22 protein-coding genes and 1 riboswitch are annotated in these 20,651 nt (G+C 69.0%); of the genes, 20 read left to right on the forward strand and 2 right to left on the reverse strand.

Going from position 1 to position 20,651, the window contains the following annotated elements; translation table 11 throughout:
• Positions 1–1,364: DUF222 domain-containing protein (locus ACZYX4_RS16810; protein ID WP_463878022.1), on the reverse strand; the 1,364-nt coding region annotated here is incomplete at its 3' end.
• 289 nt (positions 1,365–1,653) lie between these two features.
• Between ACZYX4_RS16810 and def the strand changes: the two genes are divergently transcribed.
• The 12 genes from def to hisF all read left to right on the forward strand — a co-directional run bounded on the left by def (position 1,654) and on the right by hisF (position 12,114).
• Positions 1,654–2,265, forward strand: coding sequence for a peptide deformylase (gene def / locus ACZYX4_RS16815; RefSeq protein ID WP_463878025.1), 612 nt, complete (start codon positions 1,654–1,656; stop codon positions 2,263–2,265).
• Positions 2,262–3,182, forward strand: a complete 921-nt coding sequence (gene fmt, locus ACZYX4_RS16820; protein WP_463878028.1) for a methionyl-tRNA formyltransferase — start codon at positions 2,262–2,264, stop codon at positions 3,180–3,182. Before def ends, fmt begins: the two co-directional genes overlap by 4 nt.
• A complete protein-coding gene (locus ACZYX4_RS16825; RefSeq protein ID WP_463878030.1) occupies positions 3,179–4,843 on the forward strand; it encodes an RsmB/NOP family class I SAM-dependent RNA methyltransferase in 1,665 nt (554 codons plus the stop codon). Before fmt ends, ACZYX4_RS16825 begins: the two co-directional genes overlap by 4 nt.
• A 73-nt stretch (positions 4,844–4,916) precedes the next feature.
• A complete protein-coding gene (rpe, locus tag ACZYX4_RS16830; protein WP_463878033.1) occupies positions 4,917–5,573 on the forward strand; it encodes a ribulose-phosphate 3-epimerase in 657 nt (218 codons plus the stop codon).
• A gap of 108 nt (positions 5,574–5,681) precedes the next feature.
• Positions 5,682–5,832, forward strand: a riboswitch (FMN riboswitch).
• A 245-nt stretch (positions 5,833–6,077) separates the two neighbouring features.
• Positions 6,078–7,241, forward strand: a complete 1,164-nt coding sequence (gene ribD, locus ACZYX4_RS16835) for a bifunctional diaminohydroxyphosphoribosylaminopyrimidine deaminase/5-amino-6-(5-phosphoribosylamino)uracil reductase RibD (protein WP_463878082.1) — start codon at positions 6,078–6,080, stop codon at positions 7,239–7,241.
• Positions 7,241–7,897, forward strand: coding sequence for a riboflavin synthase (locus ACZYX4_RS16840; RefSeq protein WP_463878035.1), 657 nt, complete (start codon positions 7,241–7,243; stop codon positions 7,895–7,897). The genes ribD and ACZYX4_RS16840 overlap by 1 nt, the downstream gene beginning before the upstream one ends.
• 134 nt (positions 7,898–8,031) lie before the next feature.
• A complete protein-coding gene (gene ribB, locus ACZYX4_RS16845; protein ID WP_463878084.1) occupies positions 8,032–8,634 on the forward strand; it encodes a 3,4-dihydroxy-2-butanone-4-phosphate synthase in 603 nt (200 codons plus the stop codon).
• A 13-nt stretch (positions 8,635–8,647) separates the two neighbouring features.
• Positions 8,648–9,346 (forward strand): GTP cyclohydrolase II, encoded by a 699-nt coding sequence (ribA, locus tag ACZYX4_RS16850; protein ID WP_463878037.1) that lies wholly within the window; start codon positions 8,648–8,650, stop codon positions 9,344–9,346.
• An 82-nt stretch (positions 9,347–9,428) separates the two neighbouring features.
• Positions 9,429–9,914 (forward strand): 6,7-dimethyl-8-ribityllumazine synthase, encoded by a 486-nt coding sequence (gene ribH, locus ACZYX4_RS16855; RefSeq protein WP_463878040.1) that lies wholly within the window; start codon positions 9,429–9,431, stop codon positions 9,912–9,914.
• A gap of 137 nt (positions 9,915–10,051) precedes the next feature.
• A complete protein-coding gene (locus tag ACZYX4_RS16860) occupies positions 10,052–10,315 on the forward strand; it encodes a phosphoribosyl-ATP diphosphatase (RefSeq protein ID WP_024367461.1) in 264 nt (87 codons plus the stop codon).
• A 135-nt stretch (positions 10,316–10,450) separates the two neighbouring features.
• Positions 10,451–11,293, forward strand: coding sequence for an ATP phosphoribosyltransferase (hisG, locus tag ACZYX4_RS16865; RefSeq protein WP_463878043.1), 843 nt, complete (start codon positions 10,451–10,453; stop codon positions 11,291–11,293).
• 44 nt (positions 11,294–11,337) lie between these two features.
• Positions 11,338–12,114, forward strand: a complete 777-nt coding sequence (gene hisF, locus ACZYX4_RS16870) for an imidazole glycerol phosphate synthase subunit HisF (protein ID WP_463878045.1) — start codon at positions 11,338–11,340, stop codon at positions 12,112–12,114.
• Positions 12,115–12,222: 108 nt separating this feature from the next.
• Here hisF and ACZYX4_RS16875 read toward each other — a convergent pair whose 3' ends face one another.
• The gene (locus tag ACZYX4_RS16875) at positions 12,223–12,867 is read right to left on the reverse strand and encodes a TIGR03085 family metal-binding protein (RefSeq protein WP_463878048.1); all 645 of its coding nucleotides are present in this window, start codon (positions 12,865–12,867) and stop codon (positions 12,223–12,225) included.
• Positions 12,868–13,025: 158 nt separating this feature from the next.
• Between ACZYX4_RS16875 and hisI the strand changes: the two genes are divergently transcribed.
• From hisI to lgt, 8 genes are all read left to right on the forward strand, one after another.
• On the forward strand, positions 13,026–13,490 hold the full coding sequence (hisI, locus tag ACZYX4_RS16880; protein WP_463878050.1) for a phosphoribosyl-AMP cyclohydrolase: 465 nt from the start codon (positions 13,026–13,028) through the stop codon (positions 13,488–13,490).
• A 134-nt stretch (positions 13,491–13,624) separates the two neighbouring features.
• Positions 13,625–15,190 (forward strand): anthranilate synthase component I, encoded by a 1,566-nt coding sequence (locus ACZYX4_RS16885; RefSeq protein ID WP_463878053.1) that lies wholly within the window; start codon positions 13,625–13,627, stop codon positions 15,188–15,190.
• A complete protein-coding gene (locus ACZYX4_RS16890) occupies positions 15,187–15,822 on the forward strand; it encodes a Trp biosynthesis-associated membrane protein (protein WP_463878056.1) in 636 nt (211 codons plus the stop codon). Before ACZYX4_RS16885 ends, ACZYX4_RS16890 begins: the two co-directional genes overlap by 4 nt.
• Positions 15,823–15,924: 102 nt before the next feature.
• Positions 15,925–16,215 carry an HGxxPAAW family protein gene (locus ACZYX4_RS16895; RefSeq protein WP_463878058.1) on the forward strand — a complete coding sequence of 97 codons (291 nt, stop codon included), beginning with the start codon at positions 15,925–15,927 and terminating at the stop codon, positions 16,213–16,215.
• Between the two features lie 2 nt (positions 16,216–16,217).
• Entirely contained in the window at positions 16,218–17,036 is an 819-nt protein-coding gene (gene trpC / locus ACZYX4_RS16900; RefSeq protein ID WP_463878061.1) for an indole-3-glycerol phosphate synthase TrpC, read from the forward strand.
• 97 nt (positions 17,037–17,133) lie between these two features.
• A complete protein-coding gene (gene trpB / locus ACZYX4_RS16905) occupies positions 17,134–18,462 on the forward strand; it encodes a tryptophan synthase subunit beta (protein ID WP_463878064.1) in 1,329 nt (442 codons plus the stop codon).
• On the forward strand, positions 18,459–19,286 hold the full coding sequence (trpA, locus tag ACZYX4_RS16910; protein WP_463878067.1) for a tryptophan synthase subunit alpha: 828 nt from the start codon (positions 18,459–18,461) through the stop codon (positions 19,284–19,286). The genes trpB and trpA overlap by 4 nt, the downstream gene beginning before the upstream one ends.
• 3 nt (positions 19,287–19,289) lie before the next feature.
• The gene (lgt, locus tag ACZYX4_RS16915; RefSeq protein ID WP_463878070.1) at positions 19,290–20,414 is read left to right on the forward strand and encodes a prolipoprotein diacylglyceryl transferase; all 1,125 of its coding nucleotides are present in this window, start codon (positions 19,290–19,292) and stop codon (positions 20,412–20,414) included.
• Positions 20,415–20,651: the final 237 nt, after the last annotated feature.

A 20,651-nucleotide genomic window follows, 5' to 3' on the forward strand; every position in this document is an offset into this window, starting at 1 on the left:
ATGTCCGCGTCGCAGGCGATCTTCCGGACCGTGGCGGCGGTGACGGGGCCGGTGAAGAGCAGGTTTCCGGTCTGCGCCATCGCCTGGCCGGGGTGGAAGGGCCCGCCGGCGCTGGTCTGCAGGTCCCCGTCGCCGTGTCCGAGCCGGGCGAGGAGGTCCCGGTAGTCGATGGTGACCATGACCTGGGGCCGAAGTCCTCCGGCGGCCGGGAGGGTGCCGGCGGCGAGGGCGGCCTTGGCGGCGCCGACGAGGCCATCGAGGAGTTTTTGCGGGCGTGAGCGCAGGTCCAGCGGCACGTCCACGCCAGCATGCCCGCTGTTTGTGCCGGCGCCGGCCCAGGGGCTGGCTTCGGTGGCGGCTCCGGCGGAGTGGGTGGCCGCCGCCGTGGCAGGCCCGCCCGCGGACCCCGCGGACCCCGCACCGGCAGCCGCGCTTTCGGCTGCGTCACCGCCAGCCGTGGTTCCCGGTGTCTCCGGGACCGTCGTGCGGGGGTTGGTGGCGGTGTTCATGACGGTGAGGAGGTGTTCGAACTGTTCGGCGGTCGCGAAGATCTCCAGGTGCTGGAGTCCGTGGCGGGGTTTGCGGATGAAGGCGCCCTGAAGCTGGCGCAGGAGTTCCTCGGAGGGCTCGGCGCCGTCCTGATCCAGCGCGTCAGTCCAGCTCCGGGCCACACGGGCCAGGAAATCCGGGTCGTTCTCGACGGCGGTGCGGGTCAGGGCGTGCTCCATCCGGGCAGCTGCCTCCCCGTCGCAGACGTGCCGGACACTCTCCAGCGCCAGGGTAATGATGGTCCCGGCCCGGGAGGCGACCTCCCCGGCGGCGACGGCGGACCCGAGTTCCCCGTGGACCGGTGGCAGTGGTTCGCCGGTGAATCCCTGCCGCGGCAGCAGAGTCCCGGCCAGGGCGAGCCGGCGCCGGGCCTCGGCGGCGCTGATCCGCAGCCGCGCCCGCAGGAACTCCGTGGTGTTCCGGTACCCGTCATCCACAACAACCACCGGGCCATCAGCCCCAGCCCCAGCCCCAGCCCCAGTCCCAGTCCCAGTCCCAGCGCCGGAGCCGGTGGTTTCCCGCCAGCCCGTGGTCCACGAGGTGCCGGCCTTCGGGGCGGAGACCGCGGCCTGCGTCCGGGTCCGGTCCACGGCCCCGGCCGCCACGAGCTGCAAATAGTCCACGATCCGCGAGAGCTCCTCCACCGTGCCGGCGAAATCCGCCGCCGCCTGGAAACCCCGCAACGCCGCGTCCTCCACCGCTGTCAGAGCCGTTTCCCGGAGCATGGCGAGGGCGCCATCCACCCCGGACTGCCCGGCCGGTTCAGCGACCCGGTCCGTGTCCTGGAAAGAAAAGAAATCCCCGACGGCTTCCATAAACCCAACCTATCGAAGGGCTCTGACATTAATAGCTGCGGGACAGAGGCCATAGATCTGCGGCCATAGACCTGCCGCCGCGGATTCTCCCTGACCCCCTTGCCATGCCGGCACGCCCTCACCGGACCCGCAACAACCCGGCGCCACCCGCCACCCGGCGCCGCCGCACCATTGTGGGTGACGATCCACCCGATCCATGCCGATTCCGCGAACCCGTCCTGGTCGGGTCCCGGTGTGCAACTAAACTGGACTGGATCCCGTCGCTGCCCACTGTAAGGACATAGTGCACATGGCCATTTTGAATATCCGCATCATCGGGGATCCTGTGCTGCGCACAGTTGCCGATCCCGTGACGGAATTCGGGCCTGAGCTGGCGAAGCTTGTCGCCGATATGACCGAAACCATGGAGGACGTGGACGGCGCCGGCCTGGCCGCACCGCAGGTCGGTGTGAGCCAGCGCGTATTCACCTACCGCATCGACGGCGTCGAGGGACACATCATCAACCCCGTGCTGGCGAACAGTGACGACTTCCAGCCCGACGAGGTCGAGGGTTGCCTTTCCATCCCCGGCCTCGGCTTCCCCGTCCGACGGCACCGGCACACCCGCGTCACCGGCGTCGACCTGCACGGCCAGCCCGTCACGGTGGAGGGCGAAGGCATGCTGGCGCGGGCCTTCCAGCACGAAACCGACCACCTCGACGGCATCCTCTTCACGGACCGGCTCGAAGGTGAAGACCGGAAGACCGCGCTGCGCGCCATCCGGAACGCCAGCTACGACGCCATCACCGAACAGACGACGGCGAAGCGCGCCAGGACGGTCGGCACCAGCTTCGGTTCCGGCACTGCAGGTTCGGGCACTGCCGGTTCGGGCAGCTTCGGCTCCTTCGGTAACTCCCAGTGAGGGTTCTCTTCGCCGGGACACCGGCCGTGGCCGTGCCGTCCCTCGACGCCCTCGTCGAGGCAGGGTTCGACGTCGTCGCCGTCCTCACCCGCCCGGACGCGCCGCTGGGACGCAAGCGCGTGCTCACGCCGTCGCCCGTTGCTGCCCGTGCCGCGGAACTGGGCCTCACGATCATTCATGCCGCCAAGGTCGACGCCGCGGTGACCGAGCAGATCGCGGCTGCCGCCCCTGACGCTGCCGCCATCGTGGCCTATGGCGGGCTCATTCCGCGGCCGGCCCTGGACATCCCCCGGCATGGCTGGATCAACCTGCACTTCTCCCTGCTGCCGGCCTGGCGCGGCGCGGCGCCCGTCCAGCGGTCCCTCATCGCCGGCGATGACGTCACCGGGGCCGTCACCTTCCTGCTGGAGGAAGGGCTGGACACCGGACCGGTGTTCGGCACCCTGACCGAAGCCGTGCGGCCCGACGACACCGCCGGGGCGCTGCTTGAGCGGCTGTCCCACAGCGGGGCCGTGCTGCTGACCCAGACGCTCTCAGCCGTCGACGCCGGCCAGGCCGCCGCTGTGCCGCAGCAGGGCGAGGTCAGCCTCGCCCCCAAACTCACGCTCGAGGACGGCCGGCTGGACTGGCAGCAGCCCGCCCTCGCGATCGGACGGCGGGCCCGCGGGGTCACCCCCGAACCCGGCGCGTGGACCACCCTCGACGGCCAGCGGATCAAGCTGGAACCGGTGATTCTGCGTCCAGACGACCCTGCGCTGAAACCGGGACAACTGTCCCTGGCGGGCAAGAGCGTGCTCGTGGGGACCGGCTCACACCCGGTCGAACTCACCCGGGTCCAGCCCTCGGGGAAGAAAATGATGACCGCCGCCGACTGGGCGCGCGGACAGGCAACACTTGAAAGCGTGGTATTCGAATGAGCGAGTCCGGGACGAGCGGCAGCGGGCGCGGCAACGGCCCCCAGCGCGGCGGATCTGGCGGCCAGCGCGGCGCCGGCCAAAGCGGCCAGGCAGGCCAGAGCGGCCGAGGCCGGGACGGGAGCCAGCGGAACGCCCAGGGACGGGAACGCAACCGGGGACCGCAGCGCGGCTTCACCGAGAACGCGCCGTCCCAGCGCACCCGCCGGGCGGATCCCGCCCGGCTCGTGGCCTTCGAGGTCCTGCGCGCGGTCGCCGCCGAGGACGCCTACGCCAATCTCGTACTGCCCGCCCGGATCCGGCACCATGGGCTGGACAAGCGCGACGCCGGCTTCGCCACGGAGCTGAGTTACGGGGCACTGCGCGGCCAGGGCACCTATGACGCGATCCTGGCCCGCTGTGTGGACCGGCCGCTGGACCAGCTGGATCCTGCCATCCTCGATGCGCTCCGGATCGGGGCCCACCAGTTGCTGGCCATGCGCGTCCCCGCCCACGCGGCCCTGGACCAGACCGTAGGCCTGGCCCGCGCCGTCATTGGCGCCGGGCCGTCGGCGCTCATCAACGCGGTGCTGCGCAAGGTATCCGCCCGCACGCTGGAGGAGTGGCTGGACCTGCTGCTCAGCGATGAGACGGACGAAACCAAAATAGCCGCCATCCGCTACGCCCACCCGGAATGGATTGTGCGGGCCCTCCGGCAGTCCCTGGTGGCCCACGGGCGGCCGGTCAGCGAAATCAGCGACCTCCTCGAGGCGGATAACGCCGCACCGGTGGTTAACCTCGTCGCATTGCCGGGGATCGGCAGCCTGGACGAGGCCCTCGAAGGAGGTGCCACGCCCGGTGAACTCGTCGAAGGCTCGGCGCTCTCAAGCGGCGGAGACCTCGGCCGGCTGGCCTCCGTCCGCGAAGGCACCACCCGTGTCCAGGACGTCGGCTCCCAGCTCGTCGCCCGCGCCATGGCCGCCGTCGACCTTGGCGGCATCGGGACGGCAGGCAGCCAGGGCCCCGGCACGGAACCGGCAGGCACGGAACCGGCAGGCACGGAACCGGCAGGCACGGAACCGGCAGCGGAACGATGGCTGGACATGTGCGCCGGCCCCGGCGGCAAGGCGGCCCTGCTCGGCGCCCTCGCCCGGGAACGGGGCGCCACCCTGTTGGCCAACGAACCGGCACCGCACCGCGCCAAACTGGTCCGCCAGGCCCTCGCCGCCGTGCCGCACGAGGTCTGGCATGTGCGGACCGGCGACGGACGCGACGTCGGCACGGAAATGCCGGAGACCTTTGACCGGGTGCTCGTCGACGCGCCCTGTACCGGACTCGGCGCCCTGCGCCGCCGACCGGAATCCCGCTGGCGCCGGACGCCCAAGGACCTGACAGACCTCGGCCCGCTGCAGCGCGAGCTGCTGAAGTCCGCGCTGGCCGCCGTGAAGCCCGGGGGCGTCGTCGCTTACGTGACATGCTCACCGCACCCGGCGGAAACAACCGCCGTCGTGAGCGATGTGCTGCGCAAACGGAACGACCTTGAACTGCTCGACGCCGGTGCGGTGCTGGACAGCGTCAGCCTCACGGGCCACCTCGACGCCGGTCACGAGCTGACCGCCCAGCTCTGGCCGCATGTGCACCGGACGGACGCCATGTTCCTGGCGCTCATCCACAAAAAGGCCTGATCAACAGGGGATACTGGGCACGGGAGCCCGCGCCTTCCATAGGACATCTCAGCAGAACGACAAGGAATTCCACATGGCCAAGTGCTGTATCAACCCGAGCATTCTCTCCGCCGACTTCGCCAACCTTGAAGCCGAACTGCGCAAAATCAGAACCGCGGATGCGGTGCACGTGGATGTCATGGACAACCACTTTGTACCCAACCTCTCGCTGGGGTTGCCGGTGGTGGCGCGCCTGCAGGAGATCAGCCCGGTGCCGTTGGATGTCCACCTGATGATCGAGCACGCGGACCGCTGGGCTCCGGCGTACGCCGACGCGGGAATCGCCTCCGTGACATTCCACGCCGAGGCATCGATTGCGCCGATCAAGCTGGCGCGGGAGCTGCGGGCCCGCGGGGCCAAGGCTGGGCTGGCGCTCCGGCCGGGCAGCGGTGTGGAACCTTTCCTGGACCTGCTCGGTGAGATCGACTTGCTGCTGATCATGACCGTGGAACCGGGATTTGGCGGCCAGGAATTTCTGGACCTCACGCTGCCGAAGATCCGCCGGGCCCGGGCGGCGATCGACGCGTCGGGGCTGGACGTGGCGCTGCAGGTCGACGGCGGCATCACCGAGGACACCATCTGGCGTGCCGCGGACGCCGGGGCCAACGTCTTCGTCGCCGGTTCCGCCGTCTACGGTGCCGATGATCCTGCCGAGGCCATCGAGCGGCTCCGCGCCGCCGGGCGCCGCTGACCGCACCGCCGGCGGACCGCACGGCGGGCGAAGATGACGCAGGCCGTAACATCCCGCCGCCGGGAATAGCCAAAGCTGCCCGGCGGTTGTGCCAGAATAGCTAGACACATACGTGCTCCGGGGTCGGTGTAAGTCCGAACCGGCGGTTATAGTCCGCGACCCGCGCGCCGGCGCTTCCCTCGGGAAGGCAGTTGGCAGACGGTTGAACCGGTGGAACTCCGGTACCGACAGTTAAAGTCTGGATGAGAGAAGCACGTACAGCTGTTACTGCGGCGCCCTCGTGGCGCTGCGGGAGTTTGCTGTCGTATACCCCCGGAGCCATCGCGGTTTTTGAGGGAAGGAACGACACCCACACATGCACTCTCTGCGATGGCTCTTCACCACCACTCCGGTCTTCGAAAGCCCGGTGGCAGGGTGATGAGCGTCAAACACCCCACAAACGCGACCGCGGACGTCGCCGCGGCCGTGGCCGTTGCCGGATTCAGCGCGGCCGAGGTCGCCGCCATGGATGCCGCCCTCGCAGCAGCCCGGCAGGGGCCCCGGGGCGCGAACCCGCTGGTCGGCGCCGTCGTGATCAACGCTGACGGAAGCCGGTTAGTCACGGGCTACCACCGCGGAGCCGGCACGGCCCACGCGGAAGCCGACGCGATCGACCAGGCGACGGCCGCCGGCCTGGACCTTAGCGGAACCACGATGGTGGTCACGCTGGAGCCGTGCAACCACTGCGGACGCACGGGTCCCTGCGCCCAGGCGATCATCAGGGCCGGCATCGCGGACGTCGTCTACGCGCTCGACGATCCGCACGACCCCGCCGCCGGCGGCGCGGCCACCCTGCGCGCCGCGGGAGTCCGCGTCCGCGCCGGACTCCGCGCCGAGACCGCCCTTGAGCTGAACCGGCGCTGGTTCGGCGCCGTGGCAGCCACACGCCCCTTCGTCACCCTGCACATCGCGCAAACCCTCGACAGCCGCATCGCCGCCAGCGACGGCACCAGCCAGTGGATTTCCAGCCCGGAATCGCTCGCCGACAACCACGCCCTGCGCGGCCGGATCGACGCGATCCTGGTCGGAACGCAGACGGTGCTGGTCGACAACCCGCGCCTCACCGCCCGCGGTGCCGACGGCGAACCGGCCGGCCGCCAGCCGCTGCGCGTTGTGATGGGCTACCGGGGGATTCCCGAGGGCGCAGCCGTCAACGGCGACGACGGAAAGGTCCTCCACCTGCCCACACGGGATCCGGGGAACGCGCTGGACGAGCTGTTCTCCGCCGGAGTCCGCCACCTCATGGTGGAAGGCGGCTCCCGGATCCTGAGTGCCTTCCTCGCCGCCGGGCTCGTGGACGAACTGATCGTCTACCTGGCCCCGACGCTCCTCGGCTCCGGAACCCCGGCGCTGGAGGACCTCGGCATCACCACCCTGGCCGACGCCCAGCAGTGGGAATGGGATCCCGCATCCGGCGGGGCGGTCCAGCAGCTCGGCCGCGACCTGCGGCTGCACCTGCGCCCCGCCCTGACGAACAGCTCCCGGACGCACAGCGCCTCAACAAACAGCGCTCCAACAAACAGCGCCCCAACAAACAGCGCGCTGGCACCCGTGCCGGCCGCTGCCAAAACTTCAGCCGATTCAACCCCGCTCCGCACAGGCGCGGACACCGCCGCAGGAGGCAACTGATGTTCACCGGAATTATTGCCGAGCAGGGGAAGGTGTTGTCCGTTGACCGCAACGGCGACATCAGCGCCACCGTCCGGCTCCACGCACCTGGCAGCACCGAGGGACTCGACCTCGGCGGTTCCATCGCCGTCAACGGCGTCTGCCTCACGGCCACGGAAATCGACGGCCAGGAGTTCAGTGTTGACGTGATGGGCGAAACCCTGACGCGCAGCACCATCGGTGAACTGGCCGCCGGGGACCCCGTCAACCTGGAACGCTGCGTTCCGGCGGGTGGCCGGCTCGACGGGCACGTCGTCCAGGGCCACGTCGACGGCGTCGGGCAGCTGCTGGAGCGCGAGGCGCTGGGCAACTGGGACCGGCTCCGCTTCGGCGTTCCCGCCGGGCTGGCGCGCTACATCGCCGAGAAGGGGTCCATCGCCGTCGACGGCGTCTCGCTGACGGTGACCGCCGTGAGCGCTGCCGCCGAAACGGCGCCGTGGTTCGAGGTGGGGCTGATCCCCACTACACTGGCGGACACCGGACTGGGCGCGAAAACCCGGGGCAGCCACGTGAACCTCGAAGTTGACGTCCTGGCGAAGTACACTGAGCGTCTGCTCGCCTTTTCGGGTGCGGCAGCCGGGGGAGCAGCAGTACGCGCGGAAGGGGCAACAGCGTGAACACCGTCAAGGACATCACTGCCCCGCGGCACCTTCTCACTGAGCCCGCGGACGCTGCCCGGCCCGCGAAGCGTGCACCCGCGCCGGTTATCCCGCCGTCCGGCCTGGACCTGATCGAGGACGCCATCCTCGCCATGGCCGCCGGACGCCCTGTCCTGGTGGTCGACGACGAGGACCGCGAAAACGAAGGAGACATCATCTTCGCCGCGCAGCACGCCACGCCGGCCCTGATGGGATGGACCATCCGGTACAGCTCCGGTGTGGTCTGCGTACCGCTCGACGCCGGCCGGGCCGACGCCCTCGGGCTGCCGCCGATGGTCCACATCAACGAAGATGCCAAGGGCACCGCCTACACGGTGTCCTGCGACGCCGCGGTGGGCATCAGCACCGGAATCTCTGCCACGGACCGGGCCCTGACCGCCCGGATCCTGGCCGATCCCGGAAGTGAGCCGGCGGCGCTGACCCGTCCCGGGCATGTTTTTCCGCTCAGGGCCGTTAAGGGGGGAGTGCGGGAACGTCCCGGACACACCGAAGCGGCCGTGGAACTGTGCCGGCTGGCCGGACTCGAGCCCGTGGGTGTGATCGCAGAAGTGGTGTACGACAACGGCGAAATGATGAGGCTGGACGGACTTCGGGGCTTCGCCCTCGAACACGGCTGCCCGCTGGTCTCGATTGCGGACCTGGTGACTTACCTTGAGGCCGGGCAGCCTGCCGGCCGCCCGACAGACCCGGTTTGATGGAGGAGAAACGATGACGACGTCGGAAGCACAAGAACAGCGCGAAGCCGGACGCCAGCTGCATCCGGTCAGCGCCGGCCCGGTCGTCCAGCTGCCCACCGCGTTCGGTGATTTTGTGGCGCAGGCCTGGACCGACCTGGCCACCGGCGCCGAGCATCTGGCGGTCAGCTCCCCGCTGCCGCCGGTCGACGGGATGGCCCCGCTGGTCCGGCTGCATTCGGAGTGCCTCACCGGAGACGTGTTCGGCTCCTACCGCTGCGACTGCGGGGAACAGCTGGCCTTTGCCCTCGAGATGATCAACGAGTTTGGCGGGACCCTGCTGTACCTGCGCGGCCAGGAGGGCCGGGGGATCGGCCTGGCGAACAAAATGAAGGCCTACGCCCTGCAGGAAGCCGGCTACGACACTGTGGAGGCCAACGAACAGCTGGGCCTTCCCGTGGATGCCCGCTGCTACAAGGCCGCGGCCCAGATCCTCGCGGACATGGGCCTGCACGAGGTCCGCCTGCTGAGCAACAACCCGGACAAACAGGACCGGCTGGCCCAGGCCGGCGTCAGCGTCGTGGAGATGGTGCCCACCGAGGTTCCCTCCCGCGAACAGAACATCCGGTACCTGCAGACCAAGAAGGACCGGATGGACCACAGGCTGCTCCTTGACATGGAGCCGGCCGCACCGGTTGCCGGTCCGCGCGGCTTCGAGCACGACCAGGACTGACAGGCTTTTCGGCCGGCCCCCGGCGGGGCCGCCCCGACGTTTAGACACGCACACCACGACTGAGCAGAACAAGGATTTCCAGATGAGCGGACACGGCGCACCACAGATTGACCTCAGCACTTTCAAACCGGAGGAAACTTCCCGGCTGAAGCTGGCCATCGTGGCCGCGAGCTGGCACACCCAGATCATGGACGGGCTGCTGGACGGCGCCCTGCGCGCGGCGAAGGATGCCGGCATCAGCGAACCGACCGTGCTCCGCGTCCCCGGTACCTTCGAGCTCCCCGTCGCCGCCGCCCGGCTGGCACCGCACTTTGACGCCGTCGTGGCGCTCGGCGTCGTGATCCGCGGCGGAACCCCGCACTTTGAGTACGTCTGCGAGGCGGCCACGCTGGGCCTGACCGAGGTTTCGGTGCGCACCGGCGTCCCGGTCGGCTTCGGCGTGCTGACCTGCGACACGGAACAGCAGGGCATCGACCGGGCCGGACTGCCGGGATCCACCGAGGACAAGGGCCACGAGGCCGTCACCGCTGCCCTCGCCACCGCGGTAACGCTCAAGCACTTCAGCTAAGCCGGCAGGCGCGTGGACCGGCCGCACCCCCACCGGGTGCGGCCGGACCTGCGCCCACTGTGTAATCGCTCACATCCCCGGCGTCATGCAGGGGCCCGGCAGGCGCCCTCCGCCCGCGAGCAAGTAGGCTGGAGGGTGTGAAGAATTTCGAATCGCTGTTCGCAGAACTGAGTGAGAAGGCAGCCGTCCGTCCGGAGGGCTCCCGCACCGTCGCCGAACTGGATTCCGGAGTCCACGGCATCGGCAAGAAAGTCGTGGAGGAAGCAGCCGAGGTCTGGATGGCTGCCGAGTATGAATCCGATGAAGCCGCCGCCGAAGAAATCTCGCAGCTGCTTTATCACCTGCAGGTTCTGATGCTCGCCAAAGGACTCAGCCTGGAAGACGTCTACAAGCATCTCTAGCCACGTCCGCGCCGGGAAACGCCGGGCCCTGCGCTGCGAATCCGGTGTCCAGCGTGGCCCCCTGTGCCTGAACTGACTGACCCTGGACGGACTGTTCCTTAACGGACTTCGTCCCGACCAAGAAAGACCTCCCCAATGCTGAGAGTTGCCGTCCCGAACAAGGGATCCCTGTCCGAAGCCGCGTCCGCCATGCTCGCCGAGGCCGGCTACCGCCAGCGCCGCGACACCCGCGAGCTGGTCATGGTGGACCCGGACAACGACATTGAGTTCTTTTTCCTCCGCCCCCGCGACATTGCCGTCTACGTCGGCCAGGGCACGCTCGACGTCGGCATCACCGGCCGCGACCTGCTCCTCGACGCTGAGGTTGAAGCCGAGGAACTGCTCCCGCTGGGCTTCGCCGCCTCCACTTTCCGCTTTGCCGGGCCGGTCGGCGACTTCGCCACGGTCGAACAGCTCGAAGGCAAGCGCCTCGCCACCAGCTACGACGGTCTGCTCCGCGGCTATCTCGCCGAACGGGGCATCACGGCCAAGGTCGTCCGCCTCGACGGCGCCGTCGAATCCTCCGTGCGCCTCGGTGTCGCGGACGCGATCGCCGACGTCGTCGAAACGGGCAACACGCTCAAGGCCGCCGGCATGGAGATCTTTGGCCTGCCCATCCTGCACTCGGAAGCCGTCCTGATCGGCCGCAAGCGCGAGCAGAACCCGGCCGCCGAGGTGCTGATCCGCCGGCTCCAGGGCGTCCTCGTGGCGCGGCAGTACGTCATGATGGACTACGACATCCGCAAGGAACTCGTGGAGGAAGCCGCGGCCCTCACACCCGGCCTGGAATCTCCCACGGTCTCGCCGCTGCGCGATTCGGACTGGGTTGCGGTCCGCTCGATGGTGCCGAAGAAGCAGACCAACCGCATCATGGACGAGCTGTACGATCTCGGCGCCCGCGCCATCCTGGTCAGCACGATCCACGCCTGCCGCATCTGACCCGGCGCGAATAAACCGTTTGTGAGCGAATACCAGGAGAAGTCATGGCTGTAGCCGTCCGCGTCATCCCGTGCCTGGACGTTGACGCCGGCCGCGTCGTCAAGGGCATCAACTTCGAGGGCCTGCGCGACGCCGGCGACCCGGTGGAACTGGCGCACCGCTACGACAACGGCGGCGCCGACGAGCTGACCTTCCTTGACGTCACGGCGTCCTCGGGCAACCGGGAGACCACCTTCGACGTCGTCCGGCGCACCGCCGAGGAAGTCTTCATCCCGCTGACCGTCGGCGGCGGGGTCCGCGGCGTGGCCGAAGTGGACAAGCTCCTGCGCTACGGCGCGGACAAGGCAGCGATCAACACCGCCGCCGTCGCCCGTGCCGACGTCATCGACGAGATCACCCGGCACTTCGGGTCCCAGGTCCTGGTGCTGTCCCTCGATGCGCGGCGCACCCGCCCCGGTTCGCAGCCCACCGCCTCCGGCTTCGAGGTCACCACCCACGGCGGGCGCCAGGGGACCGGTATCGACGCCATCGCCTGGGCCCGTGAAGCGGCCGACCGCGGTGTGGGGGAAATCCTGCTGAACTCCATCGACGCCGACGGCACCAAGGACGGCTTCGACCTGGAACTGATCCGGCTCGCACGGGCCGCGGTCAAGGTCCCGCTCATCGCGTCCGGCGGTGCCGGCAAACCGGAGCACTTCCCGCCGGCCGTGGCGGCCGGAGCCGACGCGGTTCTCGCCGCGTCCGTCTTCCACTTCGGCCCGCTGGACATGATCACCCAGGTCAAGGCCGCCATCCGGGCCGCCGGCTTCGAAGTCCGCTAGTCCCCGCCACCGCCTAAAGCAACGCGGGGTCACTTACCGCCCATCCCGGAGGGGATTATGGGCGGTAAGTGACCCCGCGTTGCTTTGTTGTGTGGGGGGAGGGGTGGCTCAGAGCCCGACTTCGGCGGACTGCAGGAGCGCGACGGCGTCCGGCTGGCCTTCGAAGGTCACCAGCGCATGGCGGGTGCGCCCGTGCGCGTGCATCAGGAGTTCTCCCGGTTCCCCGACGATCGCCACGGACACCGGGGCGCGCTTGGCGACGTGCCGGGGGCCGGAGGGGCGCACCAGCACAATTCCGAGGTCCACGCCGCGGTAGAGGATGGCCGCGCGCTTCACCAGGTCATCCCAGAGGGCGTCCGAATACTCCTCATCGAGGGCGCGGGGCGCCCAGCGGTCCACGGCGCGGCGGACGTCCTCGGTATGGACGAAGTACTCGGTCAGGTTGGCGCTTTCGTCCAGGGCCTTGATCTTCATCGGCGAGAACGCGGAGGGGCCGGCGCGGAAGGCATTGACCAGCTTGTTGTACTCCTCGGGCGTCGTGAGCTTGCCCGCCAGGGTGGCCGTGGCCTGGTCCGAGGCCTTGGCCAGGCGCTTGATCAGCAGGCCGAGTCCGACGGCGGCTTTCCGCTCGCGCAGGTACAGGTGGGCGGCAAGGTCCCTGGTACGCCAGCCCTGACAGAGCGTGGGGGAGTCAGGACCGGCCGCCAGTAAGGTTTCGGCCAGAACTTCTCGGGACGGATCGACGAAATGCATCACTTGTGAAACTAGCACGAGACGACGGCGCGTGTGCACCTGAACCGCCGTCGTCGTTTTGGCCCCATGGAAGTGATCCGTGCCGTGGTGACGCGGATGTTAAGCGGGCCGCCGGGCCACTGGGCGGAGCTCCGCGCCAAGGCACTAGACTTGAGCTGATGTCTGAGCAGCCCGCCCCCGCCCTTAATAATGGAAACCCCATTGATGGAACCACTGTCAATGGGGAGCCCGTCAGCACCGCCGTTCCCGGACCGGCCGCGCCCGCAGGCCCGCTCCCGGCGGGTCTCGCTGAAGCCCTGAAGCGCGACAGTGCCGGCCTGGTCGCAGCGATCGTGCAGCAGTACGACACCAACGAGGTGCTCATGCTGGGCTGGATGGACGATGAGGCCCTGCACCGGACCATGACCAGCGGACGGGTGACGTTCTACTCCCGGTCCCGCCAGGAGTACTGGCGCAAGGGGGACACCTCCGGCCACGTGCAGTGGGTCAAATCCCTCGCGATGGACTGCGACGGCGACGCGCTGCTGGTCCGCGTGGACCAGATCGGCGCGGCCTGCCACACCGGGACCCGGACCTGCTTTGAGGGCCGCGGACTCGACGTCGTCACCGGCCACGCCGGCTGACCCAAGCAGCTGACGGTGGCGCAGAGCCGCACAGCAGAGCCGCACAAGGCAGCCGCGCCGGACAGCCGCACCGCGGCGCCAGCCCAGACACTCAACCTTCAGGACCACTAAAAGAACAGGCGGAAACCACAGCCATGCAGGACCTTGGAATCATCAGCCCGGGCCTGGCGGAGTTCCGTGAACTCGCAGGCCACAGCCGTGTCATCCCCGTCCGGCTGAAGGTGCTGGCTGACGCCGAAACCCCGATCGGGCTGTACCGCAAGCTGGCCCAGGGCCAGCCCGGCACGTTCCTGATGGAATCCGCGGCGGTCGGCGGCTCCTGGTCCCGCTACTCCTTCATCGGCGCCCGTTCACGGGCCACGCTGACCACCAAGGACGGCCAGGCGCACTGGCTCGGCGAACCGCCCGTCGGCGTTCCGCTGGGCGGCAGCCCCGTGGACGCCATCCGTGACACGGTCGAGGCCCTCCGCACCGACCGTTTCGAAGGCCTGCCGCCGTTCACCTCCGGACTGGTCGGCTTCCTCGGCTGGGAAACCGTCCGGCACTGGGAGAAGCTCACCAGCCCGCCCGAGGACGATCTCGAGCTGCCCGAAATGGCGCTGAACCTCGTCACCGACATGGCGGTGCACGACAACATGGACGGCACCGTGCTGCTGATTGCCAACGCGATCAACTTCGACAACAGCACCGAGCGGGTCGACGAGGCCTGGCATGACGCCGTCGCCCGGGTCAAGGCCCTGCTGGCGCAGGTCAGCACCCCCGTCAAGCAGCCGGTCTCCGTGCTGGACCCCGCCGCCCTGGACTTCGCCTCCAGCGTGCAGGAACGCTGGAATGAGGCGGACTACCTCGCCGCCCTGGACCGCAGCAAGGAAGCGATCGTCGACGGCGAAGTCTTCCAGGTGGTCATCTCGCGCCGCTTCGAAATGGAATGCGGCGCGGACCCGCTGGATGTCTACCGGGTGCTCCGGAACACCAATCCCAGCCCGTACATGTACATCTTCAGCCTCGAGGACGCCAACGGCCGGCCGTACTCGATCGTCGGGTCCTCCCCGGAAGCGCTCGTGACCGTGACCGGCGAGGAAGTCATCACCCACCCCATCGCCGGCTCCCGGCCGCGCGGCAGAACTGTGGAGGCGGACAAGGCCCTGGCCGAGGAGCTCCTCGCGGATGAAAAGGAACGCGCCGAACACCTGATGCTGGTGGATCTCTCCCGCAACGACCTGTCCAAGGTCTGCGTGGCCGGCTCCGTCGACGTCACCCAGTTCATGGAGGTCGAGCGCTTCAGCCACATCATGCACCTGGTCTCCACCGTGGTCGGCAAGCTGGCGCCCGCCGCCAAGGCCTACGACGTGCTGAAGGCGACCTTTCCGGCCGGTACGCTCTCCGGCGCCCCCAAACCCCGTGCGCTGCGACTGCTCGATGAGCTGGAACCGCACCGCCGCGGGATCTACGGGGGTGTGGTGGGCTACCTCGACTTCGCCGGTGACATGGACATGGCCATCGCGATCCGCTCGGCCCTGCTGCGGGATGGCCGCGCCTACGTGCAGGCCGGCGGCGGCATTGTGGCCGACTCCGTGAATGCATCCGAAGCCCTCGAAACCGTCAACAAGGCCGCCGCCCCGATGCGTGCCGTGCACACGGCCCGGTCGCTGCGCAACATCACGGCGGATTCCATTTCCGACGCCGGGACGCAGGCATGAGCGGCTCTACGGTCAGGAGCACCAGCCCTGTCGTTCCCCGCTGGGCCCGGAAATCCACCCTCGTGCTGGCCATCGCGGCCCTGGCGCTGGCTGTCTTCGGCACCACTACGCAGACCTGGCTCACGGTCCACCTCGACCCGGCACAGCTCGGCCAGGCTGTCGACAGCCAGGGCGGCCTGCAGGTGCAGGGCAGCAAAGCCGCGACCACGGTGACGGCCCTGGCGCTGGTGGCCCTGGCCGGCGGACTCGCCGCGTCCATCGCCGGCCGGATCGCCCGCTGGATCATCACGGTGCTCATCCTGCTCGCCGCCGCCGGCATCGTCAGCGCCGCCGCGATCGTCATCGCTGACCCGCTGGCCGCCGCCCAGGGCTCCATCGCCGCCGCCACCGGGATCACGGGCAGCGACGTACAGGTGGACGTCACAGTGTTCCCGGCCCTCGCCGTTGCCGCCGGCACCCTGCTGGGGCTCAGCGCCCTGCTGATCATCCCGGCGGGCCGCTACTGGAAGTCGCGCACGAAGTACGACACCGCAGCAACGGGTCCGGCCGCCGGCGGTTCCGCGGCACCGGCCGGGCCCGCGGACGAGATCGACAGCTGGGACCGTTTGTCACGCGGTGACGACCCCACCTGAGCCGATGCCGCGGGCGCCGCCTGCGACGCGGCCGGCAACTCGGCCAACAACACTGCTAAAAAATGGCAGAATGTAAGCAGTATTCACCCTGAGGAGATTTCAATGAGCAACGCACCTGTTTCCGCCCCCAAGCCCGCTGCCGGAACCGGCTACTCCTACGACGAGATCGATCACCGCGAACCGACCGGCCACGGCAACAGCCCGGCAGCCTGGACCACCGTTATGGTCATGCTCGTCGGCGCCCTCATCATGTCCATCGCCTATGTCATCGCCAACACCCCGATCTTCATCGCGGGTGGCGTTGTGATGCTGGTGGGCCTGGTCATCGGCCTGGTCATGCGCAAGGCCGGTTACGGTGTGGGCGGCAGCAAGCTGAAGAACTCCGGCCACTAAGGGTGAGCGTTCTCGATGACATCAACGCCGGGGTCAGGGAGGATATGGAGGCCCGTCAGCGCCTCATCACGCTGGCGGAGCTGAAGGAACGCGCCGCCGCGGCCGCGCCGGCACGCGACGCCTGGACCGCCCTGGGCGGACCCTCCGGCACCCGCCGGCAGCTGAAGGTCATCGCCGAAATCAAGCGCCGCAGCCCCTCCAAGGGCGATCTCGCCAGCATTGCGGACCCCGCCTCCCTCGCCGCGCAGTATGCCGCCGGCGGCGCCGCCGCGATCAGCGTCCTGACCGAACAGCGCCGCTTCAACGGCTCGCTCGCCGATTTCGACGCCGTCCGGGCAGCCGTGGACACCCCGTTGCTCCGCAAGGACTTCATGATCGACGAGTACCAGATCTGGGAGGCCCGGGCACACGGGGCTGACCTGATCCTGCTGATCGTGGCGTCCCTGTCCGACGCACAGCTGCGCGAGTTCAGCGCCCTCAGCCGCGAACTCGGGATGGACGTCCTCGTCGAGACACACACGGCCGAGGAAATCGGGCGGGCCGTTGCCGCGGACGCGCGGATCATCGGCGTCAACGTACGCAACCTCAAGACCCTCGACGTCGACCGTTCCGTCTTCGCCGAACTCGCCGGCGGCATCCCCGCCGGCGCGCTCGTCATCGCGGAATCGGGCGTCCGCGGCGTCGACGACGTCCGGCACTACGCCGCGAACGGCGCCAACGCGGTCCTCGTCGGCGAAGCCCTGGTCAGCGACGCAACCCCGCGGGAGCGGATCGCTGAATTCATGGCCGCCGGAGCCGAAGCAATCGCCGCACGTTCCTGACCCGGGCGCCGGCCGGGCACGGCCTGGCCGGATGCCCGCAGCGCCACCCCGTGCAGCACCCAGATCTAGATAACAGTGGAACAGGATGGTGAGACTGATGGTCGATGCGCCAGCAGCCAGCTCAGACGAAAGCGCCGTGGACGCGTTCCTGCAGGGTGGAGAATCCCTGCGGCACGCCCCCGGGCCCTATTTCGGCTCCTACGGCGGCCGATGGATGCCCGAGTCGCTCATCGCGGCCCTGGATGAGCTTGAGGACACCTTCGAGAAAGCCAAGGCGGACCCCGAGTTCACCGCGCAGATCGCGGAGCTGAACAAGAACTACTCCGGCCGGCCCTCGCTGCTGACCGAGGCCAAGCGCTTCGCCGAGCACGCCGGCGGCGTGCGGATCTTCCTCAAGCGCGAGGACCTCAACCACACCGGCTCGCACAAGATCAACAACGTGCTGGGCCAGGCACTGATCGCCAAGCGCATGGGCAAGACCCGCGTCATCGCCGAGACCGGCGCCGGCCAGCACGGCGTCGCCAGCGCCACCGCCGCGGCCCTGATGGGCCTGGAATGCGTCGTCTACATGGGCGCCGAGGACTGCCGCCGGCAGGCCCTCAACGTGGCCCGGATGGAGCTCCTCGGGGCCACCGTCATCCCGGTAACCAACGGTTCCCAGACCCTCAAGGACGCCATCAACGAGGCGCTCCGCGACTGGGTCGCCAACGTGGACACCACCCACTACCTGCTGGGCACCGCCGCCGGCGCGCACCCGTTCCCGGCCATGGTCCGGTACTTCCACGAGGTCATCGGCGAGGAAGCCCGCGCCCAGATCCTGGAGCAGACCGGCCGCCTGCCCGACGCCGTCTGCGCCTGCATCGGCGGCGGCTCGAACGCCATCGGCATCTTCCACGGCTTCCTGGACGATCCCTCGGTCAAGATCTACGGCTTCGAGGCCGGCGGCGAAGGCGTCGAAACCGGCCGCCACGCCGCCACCATCACGCTCGGCAAGCCCGGCGTGCTGCACGGCGCCCGCTCCTACCTGATGCAGGACGACGACGGCCAGACCGTCGAATCGCACTCCATCTCGGCGGGGCTGGATTACCCCGGCGTCGGCCCGGAGCACTCCTACCTCGCGGACATCGGACGCGTCAGCTACGAGCCCATCACCGACAGCGAGGCCATGGATGCGTTCCGGCTGCTCTGCCGCACCGAGGGCATCATCCCGGCCATCGAGTCCGCCCACGCCCTGGCCGGTGCGATGAAGATCGGCCAGCGGATGGCGGCCGCAGGCGGAGAATCAGGCGATGCGTCAGAGAAGATCGTGCTCGTGAACCTTTCCGGCCGCGGCGACAAGGACGTGGCCACCGCCGCGGAATGGTTCGACCTGCTGGACAAGGATTCACCCGAACACGAGATCGCCAAAGAGGGGGAGCAGCTGTGAGCACCGTTCAGGACCCGGGCACCGCCCGGACGGCCAGCAAGTCGGCCGCTGCCATCGACCGCGCCAAAGCCCAAGGCCGCGCTGCCCTGATCGGCTACCTGCCCGCCGGCTACCCGAGTGTCGAGGAGACCATCGAGGCCGGCATCGCCCTCGCGGAAAACGGCGCGGACCTTATCGAAATCGGCATCCCCTACTCGGACCCGGTCATGGACGGCCTGGTCATCCAGGCCGCGACCACGGAGGCCCTCGCCAAGGGCTTCCACGTCAAGCAGGTCTTCGACGTTGTCCGCGGCATCACCAGCAAGACCGACGCGGCCGTGCTGGTCATGACCTACTGGAACCCCGTGGTCCGGATGGGCGTGGAGGAATTTTCCCGCCAGCTGGCCGACGCCGGGGGAGCCGGGCTCATCACCCCGGACCTGATTCCGGACGAGGCGTCGGAATGGATGGCAGCCTCGGAGAAGTACGGCCTGGACCGGGTGTTCCTGGTGGCGCCGTCATCCTCGCCGGAGCGCATGAAGCGCACCGTTGAGGCAAGCCGCGGCTTCGTCTACGCCGTCTCGATCATGGGCGTCACCGGCGCCCGCACCTCGGTCAGCTCCGCGGCAAAGGACGTTGTGGCCGCCGCGCACGCCGCCGGCGCCGAACGCGTCTGCGTCGGGCTGGGCGTGTCCAACGCGGACCAGGTCCGGGAAATCGCCGCCTACGCGGACGGCGTGATTGTGGGAACCGCGCTGGTCGTGGCCATCGGCGACGGCGGCGTGGATGCGGTAGCGTCCCTGACGAAAGACCTCAGCACCGGCCTCAGCAGGGAAGAAGCTTAAGCAATGCAGTCAGTCCTCCACGCGGCGGCGATGATCCCCGCGAGTATCCCGAGCCCGGACTGGTCCGGTTTCGACATCCCGCTGCCGTGGGGGTCACTGCGCATCCACGCCTACGCCCTGTGCATCCTGCTCGGCATCATGGCCGGCCTCTGGCTCACCTCCGTGCGCTGGGCCAAGCGCGGCGCCCCGGAAGGCAGTGTCTGGGACATCGCCATCTGGGCCATCCCGTTCGGTATCATCGGCGGCCGGCTCTACCACGTGGTGTCCTCACCGGACGCGTACTTCGGCCCCGGCTTCGACGGCACCGGCGATCTGTCCCTGATCCCGCAGCTCCAGCGCGGCGGGCTGGGAATCTGGGGGGCCGTGCTGCTGGGCGCACTGGGTGCGTGGATCGGCTGCCGCAAGGCCGGCGTCAAGCTCAGCGTCTTCCTCGACGCCGCGGCTCCCGGGCTGCTGCTGGCCCAGGCGATCGGCCGCTGGGGCAATTACTTCAACCAGGAACTCTTCGGCGGGCCCACCACCCTTGCGTGGGGTCTGCAGATCGACGCCGACAACCCGAACTTCCCTCCGGGCATGGCCGCGGACACGCTCTTCCACCCGACCTTCCTCTATGAATCCCTCTGGAACCTGGCCGGCGTCGGCATTCTGCTGCTGCTGGACCGCAAGTTCGGATTCCGCCACGGCCGGCTGTTCTGCCTGTACGCGGTCTACTACACGCTGGGCCGGGTCTGGATCGAAGCGATGCGGATCGACGACGCCGAAATGATCAGCCTCTTCGGCATCACCACCCGGTTGAACGTATGGACCAGCATCTTCGTCCTGCTGGGTGCCCTGGCAGCGTTCATCATCCTGGGCCTGCGCAAGCGAACGGAGCCCGACACGGTCTACCTGCCGGGCCGCGGACCGTCCGGCACGGACACCGGCACTGTCCAACATTCGGATTCTGCTGTCTCAGATAGTGAGTCGCGTGATAATCTCCCTGGTAACCACAGCGGTCCAGGCCACGTTTCCGCCGCTGCTGTTGCGTCAAAGAAATCCACCGGCGGCACCAAACCCGCCACCGGAGCACCGGCGGCCGGAGAACCCGGCCACCAGGGGACCGCGCCGGACGCTGAGGCCACCAGGTAGCTCAGCCCCGGCACACCGGGCCGCGGAGCCACCCCTCGCAGAGCCCGGTTCCACAACGTCGTGGCAGCAGGGAAGGCAACGGACTGCAGACAGCCGCCGTTCGCGCCAGCCCAGGACCGCGGTCGCGTAACTGTTAGTGCAGGAAGCGGCCCTGGCCTACAATTCGAATAAGAAAATACTTTGTTGTGCCCGTCACACCGGCGCACCGATGCGGGCCAATGTTGTCCCTCCCATACG

Source organism: Pseudarthrobacter leeuwenhoeki, assembly GCF_055412885.1.